This is a genomic window from Microbacterium sp. 1.5R, assembly GCF_001889265.1.
In the GTDB taxonomy this organism is placed as follows: domain Bacteria; phylum Actinomycetota; class Actinomycetes; order Actinomycetales; family Microbacteriaceae; genus Microbacterium.
The window spans coordinates 1,415,425-1,430,943 of sequence record NZ_CP018151.1; the positions used below are offsets into that span (position 1 = coordinate 1,415,425).

General features: G+C 67.7%; 15 protein-coding genes and 1 tRNA gene. 7 read left to right on the forward strand and 9 right to left on the reverse strand.

Going from position 1 to position 15,519, the window contains the following annotated elements; all coding sequences use genetic code 11:
- Positions 1-13: 13 nt before the first annotated feature.
- Both BMW26_RS06585 and BMW26_RS06590 read left to right on the forward strand, forming a co-directional pair.
- The gene (locus BMW26_RS06585; protein WP_083569441.1) at positions 14-1,705 is read left to right on the forward strand and encodes a SulP family inorganic anion transporter; all 1,692 of its coding nucleotides are present in this window, start codon (positions 14-16) and stop codon (positions 1,703-1,705) included.
- A gap of 106 nt (positions 1,706-1,811) precedes the next feature.
- A complete protein-coding gene (locus BMW26_RS06590) occupies positions 1,812-4,145 on the forward strand; it encodes an arylsulfatase (RefSeq protein WP_072591093.1) in 2,334 nt (777 codons plus the stop codon).
- Between the two features lie 16 nt (positions 4,146-4,161).
- On the opposite strand, the gene BMW26_RS06595 is transcribed toward BMW26_RS06590, so the two are convergent.
- From BMW26_RS06595 to BMW26_RS17885, 5 genes are all read right to left on the reverse strand, one after another.
- Positions 4,162-5,790: a SulP family inorganic anion transporter gene (locus BMW26_RS06595; protein WP_072591094.1), complete on the reverse strand. Its 1,629-nt coding sequence runs from the start codon at positions 5,788-5,790 to the stop codon at positions 4,162-4,164.
- Positions 5,791-5,864: 74 nt separating this feature from the next.
- Positions 5,865-6,572: a potassium channel family protein gene (locus BMW26_RS06600; protein WP_198032394.1), complete on the reverse strand. Its 708-nt coding sequence runs from the start codon at positions 6,570-6,572 to the stop codon at positions 5,865-5,867.
- A complete protein-coding gene (locus BMW26_RS06605; RefSeq protein ID WP_072591095.1) occupies positions 6,569-7,687 on the reverse strand; it encodes an AI-2E family transporter in 1,119 nt (372 codons plus the stop codon). Before BMW26_RS06605 ends, BMW26_RS06600 begins: the two co-directional genes overlap by 4 nt.
- Complete coding sequence (locus BMW26_RS06610; protein WP_072591096.1) at positions 7,684-8,640, reverse strand: HAD family hydrolase; 957 nt, start codon at positions 8,638-8,640, stop codon at positions 7,684-7,686. The genes BMW26_RS06605 and BMW26_RS06610 overlap by 4 nt, the downstream gene beginning before the upstream one ends.
- Before the next feature lie 129 nt (positions 8,641-8,769).
- Positions 8,770-9,240, reverse strand: a complete 471-nt coding sequence (locus tag BMW26_RS17885; protein WP_072591097.1) for a MarR family winged helix-turn-helix transcriptional regulator — start codon at positions 9,238-9,240, stop codon at positions 8,770-8,772.
- Between BMW26_RS17885 and BMW26_RS17890 the strand changes: the two genes are divergently transcribed.
- Positions 9,127-9,444, forward strand: a complete 318-nt coding sequence (locus BMW26_RS17890; RefSeq protein WP_232224536.1) for a hypothetical protein — start codon at positions 9,127-9,129, stop codon at positions 9,442-9,444. The genes BMW26_RS17885 and BMW26_RS17890 overlap by 114 nt on opposite strands.
- 63 nt (positions 9,445-9,507) lie before the next feature.
- Positions 9,508-11,115: a DHA2 family efflux MFS transporter permease subunit gene (locus tag BMW26_RS06625; RefSeq protein ID WP_072591098.1), complete on the forward strand. Its 1,608-nt coding sequence runs from the start codon at positions 9,508-9,510 to the stop codon at positions 11,113-11,115.
- A 20-nt stretch (positions 11,116-11,135) separates the two neighbouring features.
- Here the strand turns inward: BMW26_RS06625 and BMW26_RS06630 are convergent, their stop codons facing one another.
- Positions 11,136-11,408, reverse strand: coding sequence for a hypothetical protein (locus BMW26_RS06630; protein ID WP_072591099.1), 273 nt, complete (start codon positions 11,406-11,408; stop codon positions 11,136-11,138).
- Positions 11,409-11,489: 81 nt separating this feature from the next.
- Complete coding sequence (locus BMW26_RS06635) at positions 11,490-11,804, reverse strand: hypothetical protein (RefSeq protein ID WP_072591100.1); 315 nt, start codon at positions 11,802-11,804, stop codon at positions 11,490-11,492.
- Positions 11,805-11,910: 106 nt separating this feature from the next.
- On the opposite strand from BMW26_RS06635, the gene BMW26_RS06640 reads away from it, so the two are divergent.
- Both BMW26_RS06640 and BMW26_RS17445 read left to right on the forward strand, forming a co-directional pair.
- Positions 11,911-12,132 carry a hypothetical protein gene (locus BMW26_RS06640; RefSeq protein WP_232224537.1) on the forward strand — a complete coding sequence of 74 codons (222 nt, stop codon included), beginning with the start codon at positions 11,911-11,913 and terminating at the stop codon, positions 12,130-12,132.
- 57 nt (positions 12,133-12,189) lie between these two features.
- Positions 12,190-12,747, forward strand: a complete 558-nt coding sequence (locus BMW26_RS17445; protein ID WP_232224538.1) for a YegP family protein — start codon at positions 12,190-12,192, stop codon at positions 12,745-12,747.
- 105 nt (positions 12,748-12,852) lie between these two features.
- Here BMW26_RS17445 and BMW26_RS06650 read toward each other — a convergent pair.
- Positions 12,853-12,925 (reverse strand) — tRNA-Arg (locus BMW26_RS06650).
- A gap of 16 nt (positions 12,926-12,941) precedes the next feature.
- Positions 12,942-13,751, reverse strand: coding sequence for an SGNH/GDSL hydrolase family protein (locus tag BMW26_RS06655; protein ID WP_232224539.1), 810 nt, complete (start codon positions 13,749-13,751; stop codon positions 12,942-12,944).
- Between the two features lie 70 nt (positions 13,752-13,821).
- On the opposite strand from BMW26_RS06655, the gene argS reads away from it, so the two are divergent.
- Positions 13,822-15,486, forward strand: a complete 1,665-nt coding sequence (gene argS, locus BMW26_RS06660; protein WP_072591103.1) for an arginine--tRNA ligase — start codon at positions 13,822-13,824, stop codon at positions 15,484-15,486.
- Positions 15,487-15,519: the final 33 nt, after the last annotated feature.

Below are 15,519 nucleotides of genomic sequence, written 5' to 3' on the forward strand. Positions count from 1 at the left end.
CGCTCCGATGCAGATGACCGGGGAGGAGCTGCGACAGCGCTGGTTGCGCTATCGGCGTCGGTTCGGCTCGCGCCGCACCATCCTCAGCGATCTGAAGGCCGGAATCGTGCTGGGGGTCGAGAGCGTCCCCGACGGGCTCGCGTCGGGTCTGCTCGCCGGGGTGAACCCCGTGATGGGGTTGAACGCCTACATCGTCGGGACGTTCGCCGGCGCGCTGGCCACCGGATCGGTCTTCATGTCCGTGCAGGCGACAGGCGCGATGGCGGTGATCATCGCCGATGTGCCCGAGGTCCACGGAGACGACGGCATGGGCGCGATGGCGATGCTGACCGTGATGGCAGGCATCGTGATGCTGGTGCTCGGCGTCGCACGGCTGGGCAGCCTCGTGCGCTTCATCCCGACGGCGGTGCTGATCGGATTCGTCAACGCCGTCGCCGTCAACATCGTGCTCAGTCAGCTCGAGAACTTCACGGGGTTCGACAGCGATGCCGACGCTCGTCTGCTGAGGGTCGTCGACATCGCCGCGAACCTGCTGCAGATCAGCTGGTGGTCCGTGATCGTGGGCACCGTCACGATCGGACTGATTCTTCTGCTCGAGCGCACCCCGCTCGGCGCGCTCTCGATGGTCGTCGCGATCATCGTCGGATCCGCGCTCGCCGTGGTGCTGCCCGACGGCGCGGTCGCGACGATCTCCGACGTGGCAGAGGCGGGTCGGAGTCTTCCCTCGGTCTCCCTGCCCGACCTGTCGATGATCTTCGTGCTCATCGTCCCCGCGCTGTCGCTCGCACTGGTCGGTCTCGTGCAGGGAGCCGCGATCTCCGGGTCCATCCCGAACCCCGACGGTCGCTACCCCGATGCCTCCGCCGACTTCCGCGGGCAGGGCATCGCCAACATCGCCACCGGGATGCTGCAGGGCATCCCCGTCGGAGGATCCATGTCGGCGACGGCGCTGTCCCGGGCAGCCGGGGCCCGCAGTGCGGCCGGCAACCTCATCGCCGCCGTCGTGATGGTGCTCAGCGTGCTCGTGTTCGGGCCGCTCATCGGATACATCGCCATGCCCGCGCTCGCCGGCCTCTTGATCCTGGTCGGCGTCCGCACGGTCAAGCCGCGGCAGATCGTCATGGTGTTCAAGACGGGCGCCGTGCAGATCGCCGTGTTCCTCGTCACCTTCGCGCTCACGCTCCTCATCCCGCTGCAGTACGCGGTGCTCGCCGGTGTCGGTCTCGCCGTGGTGCTGCAGATCGCACGCCAGTCGAATCGCGTGCGGGTGCGTCGGTGGGTGTTCGACGAGCCGAACGGGCGTCCGATCGAGCAGGATCCGCCCCCGACCCTCGAACCGGGGGAGACGGTCGTGCTGACCCCCTACGGCAGTCTGTTCTTCGCCTCCGCGCCCTCGTTCCGTCAGCAGCTGCCCGACGCCGAGCACAGCAGCCCCGGAGCATTCGTGATCATCCGCCTCCGCGGCACGGACGAGCTGGGAGTGACCTTCCTCACGATGATCCGCACTTACGCCCAAGAGCTTGCGGCGGTGGGGGCCACTCTGATGGTCGCGGGCGTCGGCCCCCGGGTGCAGGCGCAGCTGGCGTCGACGGGGGTGCGCGCCGTCGTCGGCGAGGAGAACATCTTCGTCGAGCAGCCCCGACTCGGAGACGCGCTGCAGGACGCGCTCGCCGAGGTGTCGCGTCGCCGACTCGACGCCGGGTGATCGATGTCCCTCACCCTTCACGGGTGACGCGTGAGGGTGGGGGGATTGCGGCATGACTAGCCTCCTCGGGACGGACCATTTCTCATACGGCGACGAAGGAGAGACGATGTCGGAATTCAACGCGGACTTCTCGGGCAGGATCGAGCTGGACGTCCGGGACTCGGTGCCCGACTGGTCGCCGTACGAGCTGCCGGTGGCACCCGAGGGCGCGCCGAACGTGCTGGTGGTTCTCTACGACGACACCGGCCTCGCCTCCTGGTCCCCGTACGGCGGACGCATCAACATGCCGACCATGGATCGCCTCGCTCAAGCGGGTCTCACGTACACGCAGTGGCACACCACGTCGCTGTGCTCGCCGACCCGGTCGACCATGCTCACCGGCCGCAACCATCACGTCAACCGTGCGGGCGTGATCATGGAGGGTACGAACGGCTTCCCGGGGTTCGCGGGGCGGCTCCCTGCCGAATGCGCCACGGTCGGTCAGATCCTGCAGCAGAACGGATACTCGACGTTCTGGGTCGGCAAGAACCACAACGTCCCCGAGGAGGACGTCGCCCCGGGCGGCAACCGCTCGATGTGGCCCCTTCAGCTCGGCTTCGACCGCTTCTACGGCTTCCTCGGCGGCGAGACGAACAACTGGTATCCCGATCTCGTCGAGGACAACCACTTCATCGACGCCCCCGCGACGCCGGAGGAGGGATACCACCTCTCGAAGGACCTCGCGGATCAGGCTCTGCGGATGATCCGCAACCAGCAGTCCTCGAACCCGTCGAAGCCCTGGTACATGTGGTTCTGCCCGGGTGCCAACCACGCGCCCCACCACGCGCCGCAGGAGTACATCGACAAGTACAAGGGCGCGTTCGACGACGGCTATGACGCGTATCGCGAGTGGGTGCTCGCCCGAATGGTCGAGAAGGGCATCGTCCCGGAGGGGACTGCCCTGACGCCGATCAACCCGCTGCCGGACGACGTCGCGAACCCCGCCGACGAGGTGCGCCCCTGGGACGAGCTGAACGACGACGAGAAGCGTCTGTTCGCCAGATTCGCGGAGGTGTTCGCCGGGTTCTCCGAGTACACCGACGCGCAGGTCGGGCGCATCATCGACTATCTCGAGGAGAGCGGCCAGCTGGACAACACGCTGGTCTTCTACTGCGCCGACAACGGTGCGTCGGGCGAGGGCAGCCCCAACGGCTCCGTCAATGAGAACAAGTTCTTCAACGGATACCCGGACGACCTCGCCGAGAACCTGGCGATGCTCGATCGCCTGGGGTCTGCTGACACCTACAACCACTATCCGACGGGTTGGGCGGTGGCGTTCTCGACACCGTTCCAGATGTTCAAGCGCTACTCGCAGTTCGCCGGCGGCACGTGCGACCCGATGGTCATCCACTGGCCGAAGGGCATCCGCGCGCAGGGAGAGCTGCGTCACCAGTACCATCACTCGGTCGACGTGGTCGCCACGGTGCTCGACGTGGTCGGCATCGACATGCCTGAGGTCTTCCGTGGCGTGGAGCAGCATCCGCTCGACGGAGTCTCGATGAAGTACAGCTTCGACGCGGCGCCGGATGCGGCGACAGAGAAGAAGACTCAGTACTACGCGATGCTCGGCACGAGAGGGATCTGGAAAGACGGCTGGAAGGCGGCTGCCGTGCACGCGCCGCTGACCGGCAAAGGACACTTCGAGGACGACGTGTGGGAGCTCTACAACGTCGAGGTCGACCGTTCGGAGTCGAACGACCTCGCGGCCAGCGAGCCCGAGAAGCTGAAGGAGCTCATCGCCGCGTGGTTCGAGGAGGCCGATGCCAACTTCGTCCTTCCTCTGGACGACCGCTCCGCGAGAGAGCAGCTCACCATCGATAGGCCCCAGGCCGAGAAGCCCCGGGAGCGCTACGTCTACTATCCCGACACCGCAGCGGTGCCCGAGAGCGTCGCGGTCAACGTGCGAGGGCGCTCGTACAAGATCATCGCCGACGTCGTGCTCGACGAGGGCGCACAGGGGGTGCTGTTCGCCCACGGATCGAGATTCGGCGGGCACTCGCTGTTCATCAAGGACAACCGCCTCACCTACGTGTACAACTTCCTCGGCATCCCGCCGGAGCAGACCTTCACCTCCGACGAGCTGACTCCCGGTCCGCACACCCTCGGCGTGGAGTTCGTGCGGGAGGGGGCGGGGGAGCACGGAGAGTCGCTCGGCACCGCCACGCTCTACGTCGACGACCAGGCGGTCGCCTCCGGACCGATGCGTGCCCAGATCGGCAAGTTCACGCTGTGCGGAGACGGGCTCTGCATCGGATGGGACAGCGCGGATCCGGTGAGCAGCCAGTACGGGGTGCCGTTCCCGTTCACCGGGGGCAAGCTGCTCGGGGTCGGTGTCGACGTCAGCGGCGAGCAGTACCTCGATCTCGAACTGGAGGCCGCCGCGATGCTCTCCCGGGAGTAGACCGCAGGCCCGGCCTCTAGCGGGTCGCGGTGAACGCCTCGTCGACGTTCGCGTGCACCCGGCCCTCGGCGATCATGCGCTGATACCACTCCGTCTTCACCGCGATCGCCGTGGCACGTTCCGGCAGCGCGGCGATGTGCAGCGTGCTGTCCATCGCGGTCAGCTCACGGTCGAGGTCCTCCAGCATGTCGAGGACCGTGATCGTGACGATGTCGAGCCGCAGGGCGTCGAGGATCACGATGCGCACAGGTTCGGGCCGTTCGGCGACGATGTCGATGATCGCCCTCTCGCATGCGAGAGCGTTGGCCGTGTAGAGCCCGCGGACAGTGTGGATCGCGAGGCGTCCGTCGCGCTCTCCGATGATCTCGAGCCGCGGGATGTTGAGCTCTCGCAGTACCAGGATCAGCGTCAACGCCACTCCGGCGGCCACTGCGGCCAGCAGCCCGACGGTCAGGCCGAGCACGGCGACGATGAGCGCGATCCAGAAGTCCGTCGGACTGATCCGCGCCCACCGGACCAGCAGGGGGATGTCGATGAGCCCGGCCACGGCGAGGAAGACCATCGCCGCGAGAGTCGCCTGGGGAAGCAGCGAGACCACCGGGCCGAGGAAGACGGCGACCACGATCGCGAGCGCGACGGTGACGAGCGTCGCGAGCTGGGTCCTGGCACCGGCGTCCCGATTGACCGCGCTCTGCGAGAACCCGCCGGCCGCGGGGAGCACGGTGAAGAAGGTGCCGGCGAGGTTGGCGGCTCCCACGGCGACGAGCTCCTGGTCGGCGTCGATGGCGGGCTCGGTCATGCGGCGCATGCTGCGCGCGACTGCCGCGGTCTCGAGGAAGACCATCACCGCGATCGCGAGGGCGCCGGGAAGCAGCGCTCCGATCTGCGTGAGGTCGGGAATGCCGGGGGTCGGGAGTCCCGAGGGCACGGGATCGATGAGCGCCACACCTCTCTCGTCGAGGTTCGCGAGTGCGACGAGGACGATTCCGCCGACCACGACGACGAGGGTTCCGGGGATCCGAGGGGCGAACCGCTTCAGCACGAGGAGGACGATCAGGCTCCCGACCGAGAGCGCGACCGTGGGCAGGTTGATGCTCGCAGCGGCCGCGATCGCGGCCTCGATGGTTCGGAAGAACCCCTCTCCCGAGACTTCCGATGTCTCGCCCAGGAGCTTGGGGAGCTGCCCCACGGCGACCGTGCCGCCGACACCGATCTTGACCCCCAGGATCGTCGCCGCACTGATGTTCTCGACCAGCGATCCCCACCGCAGCAGGCGCGCACCGATGAGCAGCAGACCGACCAGCATCGCCAGGGTCATCAGGCTTCCGGCCGGGTCCTCGACGCTCGACGCGACGGATGCCGTCACCAGCGTCGTGGCCGTGAGAGTGGCGATGGTCGACGTCGTCGACACGCTCATCGCGCGGGACCCGCCGAGCAGCGCATACACCAGCATCGGGATGATGCACGTGTAGAGCCCTACCTGCACGGGCAGGTTCGCGATGGTGGCGTATGCCATCGCCTGCGGCACCACGACGGCACCGGCTGCGAGGCCGGCGACGACATCGCGCATCAGCCATTCGCGACGGTACCCCGCCATGCTCGGCAGGAGGACTCGCGGGGCGCGTCGCGTGGCGTGGTCGCTCATGTGCTCATGCTGGCATCGAGACGCAGACCGGTCGCCGGCATGTCACCCGTCGAGGGCGAGGAGCGTCGTGTCGGTCACAGCTGCTCACGGGTCTCGTCGCGGTGGGTGATCCGTCGCACCCGGTCTCCGATGTACGAGATGACGAGCGCCGAGGTGGTGCCCACGATCGCGATGCCGCCGATCATCAGACACACCGCGTACACCCGTCCGAGAGTCGTCACCGGGTAGGTGTCGCCGTAGCCGACTGTCGCGATGGTGACGCACGCCCACCAGATCGCCGTGCCGAAGTCGATGATCGTCGCCTCAGGGGCGCCGCGCTCCACCTGCAGGGTGGCGAGCGAGATGAAGTAGACGAAGAGCACCGTGTACGCGAGGGCGAAGGTGATGATCTGCGCCCGGACCGCGTCGCCGGTGCGGCGATGGAAATAGGGGAGGCCGCGTGCGAGCTCGACGACGCGGAACGCTCGGAACAGGGGGACGACAACGGACAGGACTTCGACGGGATGGTGCACCAGGAATGCGACGCGGCTCCCGGCCGGGGTGAGCGCCACTCGCACGATGAGGTCGATGACCAATGCGAGCCAGGTGATCGCGATCTCGACCACGAGCACGAGGCGTACCCAGTCTGGAAGGCCAGGCACGAGCACGATCACCGAGTACGCGACGATGAAGCCGAGGCCGAGCACCGTGAGGGGAACGGTCGCAGCGGACTCCCAGCGCTGCAGCGTCTCCCGCGCACCCTGCGGCTCGTCTCGGGCGGTGCCGGTCACGTCGTCGGTCACCGCGACCACCGTCGGACGCGGCGTGAATCCCAGGGGATGCGACGAACGACGCGCCCTTCCCTGGTCGCCGGTGACGGGCGAGCGCCGCGGTCTCCCGATACCCAGCGCAGCCAGAGGGTGTCGTCACTGCCTTCGAGAAGCAGAGTGCGCGCCAGGAGAGTCAGCGGCACAGCCAGCAGAGCACCGACCGGTCCGATGATCACGGTCCAGAACACGACGGCGAAGAAGCTCAGCGTGACGCTGAGCCCGACGGCATCACTGACGAAAGCCGGCTGAACGAACACCTGCAGAACGACGTTGACGACGCAGTACACGATCACCACGCCGAGAAGCAGCGGCCACCCACCCACCGCGAGAGCCAGGATCGCCGGGGGCACGAGTCCGATGACGAATCCGATGTTGGGGATGAAGTTCGTCACGAAGGCCAGGACGGCCCAGAGGACGGGGGCCGGCACTCCCAGCCACCAGAGCGCGAGGCCGTCCAGCGTCGCGACGATGGCGCCGAACACGGTGTTCACCACGTAGTAGCGCCGGATGTTCGTGTTCAGCCGCGATATGCGCGCGATCGTCTCGGCCTTGTGAGCGCCGAACACGGTCGACGCATGCTGGTAGCGTCCGGCATCCACCGCCATCACGACCACGTAGGCGCAGACCAGGAAGAGAGCGACGGCGATGCCGAGGACGGCGCTGCTCACGCCCTGGGCGACGGCGACGAGAGCGGGCACGACGATGCGCGCGGCGTCACCGGAGTCCGAGCTCGGGCCTCCGGTGCCCAGAGCGGCCCAACTGTCGAGCTGCGATGCGACATGCGTGAGATCGCCGCCGGGGGAGAGGTCGCCGAGGAGATCGATGAACTGCACTCCGGCGATCCACACCAAGGCGCCCATCGCGAGCAGCACAGAGTAGGCGAGGAGGATGATCGCCGTCACGCCGAGTCCCCGTGGCCACCCGCGCCGGACGAGAGCGCTGCTCGCCGGGCTGCAGATCACGACGACCACCAGAGCGACCGCGAGCGGCGCGATCACGTCGCGGAGGAGCCATGCTCCCGCCAGTGCGATCGTCGCGCACGCCAGCACCACGAGGACGTGGGTGCCGGCGGCGCGGGGGGTGCTCACGGCACGTCTGCGGGTGATCCGGAAACGCCCGGGAACACCGTCTCCCAGTCGTCTCGCACGCTCACGACGATGTAACCGGCGTCGACGGCGCTCGCGAGAGCCGTCTCGGCACCGGCATCGTACGGAGTGTCCTCGCGGGAGTCGTCGTCATGGTGGATCAGCAGGGCCAGGCCCGGACGGGAGCCACGGCGAGCGAAATCGAGCATCGGCATGTCGCCGTTGGAGTTCCCGGCTGCGAAGAGCGGTCGGCGTCCGATCCTGCTCCAGATCCGCACGGGCTTCTCCGGCCCGTCATCGAAGAACGCCAAGGACGGCGCGTAGCGCACCACCGCCTTCTCCGCGTCGTAGCCGAGCCCGAACGCCGAGCCGATGACGCGTTCCGGCGGTATGCCGTAGTTGCTCTGCGTCATGGGTCGCATGAAATCGCGCTCGCCGCCTGACACGATGTAGCAGGTGAAGCCGTGCTGCTCGAGATACCGGAGCAGCTCCACCATCGGCTGATAGACCGCGTCGGCGTAGCGTCGCTGCAGCACGGGATGTGTCGCGGTCGCGAAGAACTCCGCCACCGACTCGGCGTACTTCTCCACGCTGACGCCATCGGTGAGCCCGCCGAGGGCTTGGAGGATGACGCCCAGATCCGAGTCATCACCCGAATAGTGCTTGTCGATGGCCGCGCCCAGCCACGCGAGATCTCCGCTCACGGCTGCGCGGTACGGCTGCTTCTGCGCGAGCTCCGGGTCGAGCTCGGCGGCCACACGCCACTGCTCGACGACATAGTGGAGCTGTGTCGGCATGGGCTTCTCCGACCAGAGGGTGCCGTCGTTGTCGAACACGGCGATGCGCTCTTCGACGGGAACCGCGTCCGCACCTTCCGTGACCGACAGGACGAAGCGCTCGATCGCGTCGCGCGTCGCACCCTGGTTCCAGGATCGCAGCTGTGCCGGGTCGTCCATCGCGCTCTCGATTCTCTCGATACTGGTGCGTCGTGCGGGCCGTTCGTCGGCCCATCCTGACACCGGCCGAGCGCGCGGTGGAGACCCCGTCACCCGCTTCGGGCGAGGGAGCGCAGCCGTCCTGGGGCCTCAGTCGGCTGCTGCCGTGGGGCTCCAGCCGGAGTCCGGCCCGACAGCCGACGAGATCCGTCGACTGATCGTCGCGAGCTGTCGAGCTTGCGCGGCGGTGATCGCGTCGAAGACGAGCTGCTGCACGAGAGCGTGGTGGCCGGGCGTCGACCGTGTGACCTTCTCGTGTCCCGCCGCCGTCAGCACTCCGAGCGTGAAGCGCCCGTCATCGGGGTCCGCGACGCGACGCACCCAGTCTCTCGATTCGAGACGGGTGATCGCCCGCGAGAGGCGCGAGAGGGTGCAGCTCGCGTACCCGGCGAGCACACTCAGGCGCAGCGATCGTTCGGGCGCCGAGTCGAGAGCGAACAGTATGCCGTGCTCGAAGTGCGTCAGACCGCTGTCGCGTTGCAGCTGCGCGTCGAGTGCCGTCGGCAGTCGTTCGATGAGCGTGGCGACGGATGCCCAGATCTCGAGCTGTTCCGTGGTCAGGGGGGAGGCGTCCGGCTGCTCTGGCTTCCGCCCGAGGTGATGAAAGCCTCCATCATCGGTCAGAACCGCACAACGCTGCTCGAGCGGTTCATCGAGCCCGATGAGATCGCGAGTCTGGTGACCTACATCGCCAGTCCTCGCTCATCGGCTACCAACGGCGCGGCGCTGCGGGCAGAGGGGGGAGTGCTCACCGCGATGCTGTAACCGCGTGCACCTCGAGATCGGAAAAACCGCACGCCGCGCTTATTGCTAGCTAAGCTAGTAGTAATGGAACGCTACATTCGCCTGCGCTGGGTGGGCCTGGTCTTCATCAGCATCGCCGTCTCGCTGATCATCGTCGACTCGACGATCGTGAATGTGGCGATTCCGGCGATCGTCGACGATCTCGGCATCACCTCCACCGAAGTGCAGTGGGTGCAGGAGGCGTACACGCTGGTGTTCGCCGCGCTGCTGCTCGTGTTCGGCAGCCTCGCGGATCGGTTCGGGCGTCGGCGCGTGATGGTCATCGGAGTCCTGGTCTTCGCAGCATCCTCGGTGCTCGCGGCCTTCGCTCCGGACGGCGGGATGCTGATCCTCGCCCGTCTTGCGCAGGGAGTGGGCGGATCGATGATCCTGCCGACCACGCTGTCGATCATCAACGCCACCTTCCGCGGGCGCGAGCGGGGGATCGCCTTCGCGGTGTGGGGGTCGACGATCGGCGGAATGGCCGCTGTGGGACCGCTGCTCGGCGGATGGCTGACGACTGCCTTCTCCTGGCGGTGGGCGTTCGGGATCAACATCCCGCTGGGCATCATCATCGTCATCGGCGTGCTGCTCACGGTGGCGGAGTCGCGCAGCGACCGGACGTCGAAGATCGATGTGGTCGGGGCGATCCTCTCGGTCATCACCATGGCCAGCCTCGTGTTCGGCCTCATCGAGGGGCGCACGTACGGCTGGTGGCTCGTCGACCAACGTCCGCAGATCGGCGACTGGGCCTGGCCGCTCGATGTGTCTCCGATCCCCTTCGCCTTCGCGCTGGCGATCGTGGCACTCGTCGCGTTCATCGCATGGGGTGTGCATCGCGAGCGGCAGGGCAGGTCCACGCTGCTTGCTCTGCGTCTGTTCTCCATCCCCTCGTTCCGCAACGGCAACATCGCGGCGACAGTCGTGTCGCTGGGAGAGTTCGGCATCATCCTCGCTCTGCCGCTGTGGCTGCAGTTCGTCCTCGGCTTCGATGCGCTGCAGACCGGACTCCTGCTGCTCGCGCTCGCCCTCGGATCCTTCGTCGCGAGCGGTGCCGCGGGGGTGGCCAGCGGAAAGATCGCTCCGGTGTGGGTCGTCCGTGCGGGCCTCATCGCCGAGATCATCGGCGTCGCCGGAGTCGGCTTCGTCATCGCCCCCGATGCGTCGTGGGTGCCGCTGATCCCGTTCCTCTTCGTCTACGGCCTCGGTGTCGGCCTCGCCACCGCTCAGCTGACCGGCGTCGTGCTCGCCGATGTGCCGGTCGACGACAGCGGCGCGGCTTCGGGCACGCAGTCGACGTCACGACAGCTCGGTGCAGCGCTCGGGGTCGCAGTGCTCGGCACCGTGCTGTTCACGAGCACAGCCGGGATCCTCGCGTCATCACTCGACGCTCGGGGACTCCCGGCCGAGCAGCGCGATCAGATCGTGTCGGCGGTCGTCGACAGTGCGGGCGGAGCGATCAGCGGACTGGAGGCGCAGCCCGAGACGGCTGACATCGCCGACGACGCCAAGGCCGCGTTCTCCGACGGCACGCGTTTCGCGGCGTGGACGGCGGCAGGGTTCCTGTCCCTCGGCCTCCTGTCGACGATCTCCCTCGGAGCGACCGCCAAGACCCGACGTGAGGACCAGCCCGACGCGACGTCGGCCGCCTGATTCCTTCATGTACCCCGTGGCTACTCGATGTCCCACATCGTGTAGCCGACGACGCCGGCCGGGATGAACTCCATCGGCTTCGTCAGCTCGTTCTCGATGCCTGTGATCCGGCCGGTGTCCTCGGAGATGAGGAGGGTGTTCTGGTAGGACGTCCCCTCATCGCTGACCCGGAGCCCGACCATGTCTCGGCCGAGCCGGTCCTGCGACTCACCCAGCACCGTGACCCCGCCCGCATCGACGAGCATGTCGATCAGAGTGGCGTGCTGCTCGTCCGTCAGAGTCCAGTAGCTCAATGGCTGGCCGATGGCGACCAGGAGGTCTCCCGACGAACTTCTGTTCCGGCGTCGAGAGCCTCTGCTCCGAAGTCGGTCTCGCTAGCCCTCATCGACGGTCACCGCATTGCCCCACACCCAGCACCGGAACGTCCGGTCGCCTGCCCGGAACTCGATGCCTGCGGCCAACGGTGTCGACCGCGCGAGCTTCGCATCGACCCGCACCGCTTCGGGCCCGAAGCGCACCCACGCGCGGACCGCACGATACGGCTGCGGATAGATCGTGACGGGCTGTTCCCGGAGCGCCAGCTCGCGCTCCGTCAGGGATTGAAGCGCGCCGGCGCGCGCTGCGGTGAGGATGGTCTGATGCTGAGAGCGCATGTCGTAGTGGGCTGCCAGGCGCTTGCTCGTGCCCATGCCGGCTCCCTTCTCCGGCCCAGTGACAACGGTAGCAAGATTCGAAGATTTGTTCTATTCTCGACTCATGCGACCAGCTCCTGCTCATCTGCCTGCGACTATATGGATGGTCGACGACATCCCGTCGCGAATGGTCTTCGCCGGGCGTCGGTGGAAGGTCTCCGACACGCCCACGCGACTCAGGGACTCGATCTGGTCAGCGGCGCCGGAGTCGGACCGAGGGTTGTACGGATGGCGGTTCCAGGGCACGGATGACGAGGGTCACTCCCTGGTGTTCGACGTCTTCCGGGGTGAGGACGGCTGGCATGTGCACCACAGCTACGACTAGGGGTCAGGCGGACGGAATCCTTGTCCCGGCTCGGCCGGTGCGCGCTATCGTGTGGGCATGACGGACTCCGGCGCGACACTCCTCGCCGCGATCATCGCGGCCGGCGTGGCAGGAGTCGGACTGATCTGGTCTGTCGTCAGCTTCATGCTGACGAGGCGGACCCAGCGAGCCACGGATGCTCGTCAGGAGTGGTCGCGCCGATTCGAGCACGCACACGCGCTCGCGTTCAGCTCCGATCTCAAGGAGGCAGCGAGCGGCCTCACGCTCATCGAGGCGCTCGCGCGCGAGCGGTGGGTCACGGACGAAGATCGGGCGACCGCGGTGAGCATCCTCTCGTCTCTCACGAGGGTGGCTGAGGCGCCGGCGGCGCAGCTGCGCGCGACGATCCTCGCGGAGGTCAGGAACCCGGCGGTGGCCGCTGCGCTCGGCAGAGTGGAGCCAGGGCCGAAGGGCCGGTTCGAGGTCTACCGCGACGCGTCCGGAGACTACCGATGGCGCCTCAAGAGCGCGGGAGGCCACTACCTGGCCGTCAGTGAGGGGCATTCCAGCGAGGCTGCCGCGATGAGCTCGCTCGAACTGGCCCGTCGTGAACTCGGCAGCGAGCCACCGGAGTAAGTGGGCCGCGAGCGCGACGAGAAAGGCCGCCTGGAACCAGGCGGCCTTTCTCGATATCTCGGCTCCGCGTGCGAATTCTCATTCATGCAGCGCGTGACCCGTGTGTGCCCCCGACAGGAGTCGAACCTGCGACCTACGGTACCGGAAACCGGCGCTCTATCCACTGAGCTACGGAGGCGTACCGATCGACAATATCACTGCTCGGGAGTGGTCTCCGACCCACCGGCCTCGGTCACCGGCGCGTCGCCCAGTTCGCCGAGCGCTGCGGCCAGCTTCTCGGCGAGGTAGCGGTGGCCGTCGGTCGACGGATGCTTGCGGCCGATCTCGACGTCGATGACCGACAGGTAGTTCTGGTCGGTGATCCAGTTCTGTGCGACGGGGGAGATGTACCACCATCCGCGAGCGGCGGCGAGTTCACCGAGATCGGCGTCGATGCGCGCGGTCTCAGCGCCCACGGGAAGTTCGTGCGGCGCCGGCCCCAGAATGACGATCGACGCCTCCGGATACTTCGCCGCCATCGCATCCCACGCAGCGGTGACGGCCTCGCGGTATCCGGCCTCGCCCTGCGCCCGGTCGTTGATCGACCCCTGGAGGATGATCAGGTCGGGGGTGAGTGTCGGGTCCAGAGCGGCGATGCGCACACCGAAGGCCGGGCCATCGAGTCCGGGCTTGAGGTAACCGCTGCCGCGGACTCCGTCGACGATCGTCCGTCCGCCGATCAGGTCGGCGAGCTGATAGGCGTATCCGAGGGTCGGCTCGGTCGCGGCCGAGCCGTAGGTCCAGGAGTCGCCGAACACGAGAACGGTCGGATGCTCCGGAAGAAGAAGGGGAACCGGCGCGATCGCGACCGATTCGTCCGCTGCCGCCGCAGCACCGACGGGTGCCGAAGACGGCATGGGAACCCAGGGCCGCCACACGCCGAGGACGACTGCCGCGACCGCCAGGATCACTGCGACGGCGAGGCCCGCGACGGGCAGACGATAGCGGGCGGATGCGGCCTTCATGGCATGACTGTAGATCACGAATCCGCCCTCGCAAATTCGGGCGCGTGACGCGCCGTAAACTGGGAGGCCTATGAACCCTGAATCGCTCGCCACAGCCCTCCTCGCCGTCCTCGCACCGATCGCCGAGGAACGACGTCCTGGCGAGCCGTTCTCGCTGTCCGCGTCGGACATCGTGTTCGAACGTCCGCGCAACCGCGACCACGGCGACTGGGCCTCGAACATCGCGATGCGCCTGGCGAAGCCGTTCGGCACGAACCCGCGCGAGCTGGCGCAGCAGATCGCCGACGGCCTCGCGCAGGTGGATGGCGTGCAGACCGCCGAGGTCGCAGGGCCGGGCTTCATCAACATCCGCCTCGACGCGGCTGCCGCCGGCGCGCTGGCGAAGCTCATCGTCGAAGCCGGCGCCGAGTACGGGCGCAACGACACGCAGGCCGGTCACAGCATCAACATCGAGTTCGTGAGCGCGAACCCGACCGGGCCGCTGCACATCGGCCACACTCGCTGGGCGGCGCTCGGCGATGCGATCGCCCGGGTGCTCGCGGCCTCCGGCGCGAAGGTCGCGAGGGAGTACTACATCAACGATGCCGGAGTGCAGATGGAGCGCTTCGCGAATTCGGTGCTGGCCGCAGTCAAGGGCGAACCAACTCCCGAGGGCGGGTACGCCGGCAGCTACATCGGCGATCTGGCCGCTCGTGTTCTCGAGGCGCGTCCGGACCTGCTCGAGCTCTCCGGTGACGAGCAGGTGGTCGTCGCGCGGGAGCTCGCCTACGGTTTCCAGCTGGAGGAGCAGAAGCAGTCGCTCTCGAAGTTCAACGTCGACTTCGACGTGTGGTTCTCGGAGCGCACGCTGCACGCCAAGGACGCGGACGGCGTCAGCTTCGTCGATCGCGCCGTCGACCGCCTGCGCGAGCAGGGACACGTGTTCGACGACGAGGGTGCAGTCTGGGTGCGCACCACCGACTTCGGTGACGACAAGGATCGCGTGATCCGTCGCTCCAACGGCGAGTACACGTACTTCGCCGCCGACGCCGCGTACTACCTGAACAAGGGTGACCGCGGCTTCGAGTACAAGCTGTACCTTCTCGGAGCCGACCACCACGGCTACGTCCACCGCCTCAAGGCGATCGCCGGCGCCGCCGGGGAAGACCCCGAGAAGAACGTCGAGGTGCTGATCGGTCAGCTGGTCTCGGTCGGGGGAGCGCGGCTGAGCAAGCGTGCGGGCAACATCATCGAGATGGACGATCTGCGCGAATGGCTCGGCACCGATGCGCTGCGCTACTCGCTCGAGCGCTCGCCTGCTGACTCGCCGCTCGCTCTCGATCCTGAGCTGCTGCAGAAGCGCACGAACGACAACCCGGTGTTCTACGTGCAGTACGCGCATGCCCGCACGCACAACGTGGCCCGCAATGCCGCCGATTCGGGTGTGGATCGCTCGGAGTTCGCGCCCGAGACGCTCACGCATGAGACCGAGAGCGCTCTGCTCGGCGCTCTGCAGGAGTTCCCGCGCATCGTGGCGTTCGCGGCCGAGGTGCGCGAGCCGCACCGCGTCGCGCGCTACCTCGAGGAGCTCGCCGGCCTGTACCACCGCTGGTACGACAACTGCCGCGTGATCCCGCAGGGCGACGACCCCATCGAGACCGTGCACCGCACGCGTCTGTGGCTCAATGACGCCGCAGGGCAGGTCTTCCGCAACGGCCTCGACCTGCTCGGCGTGTCCGCTCCCGAGCGCATGTGACCTCTGCTGTCGTCCGTGCCGTAGGGCAGGATG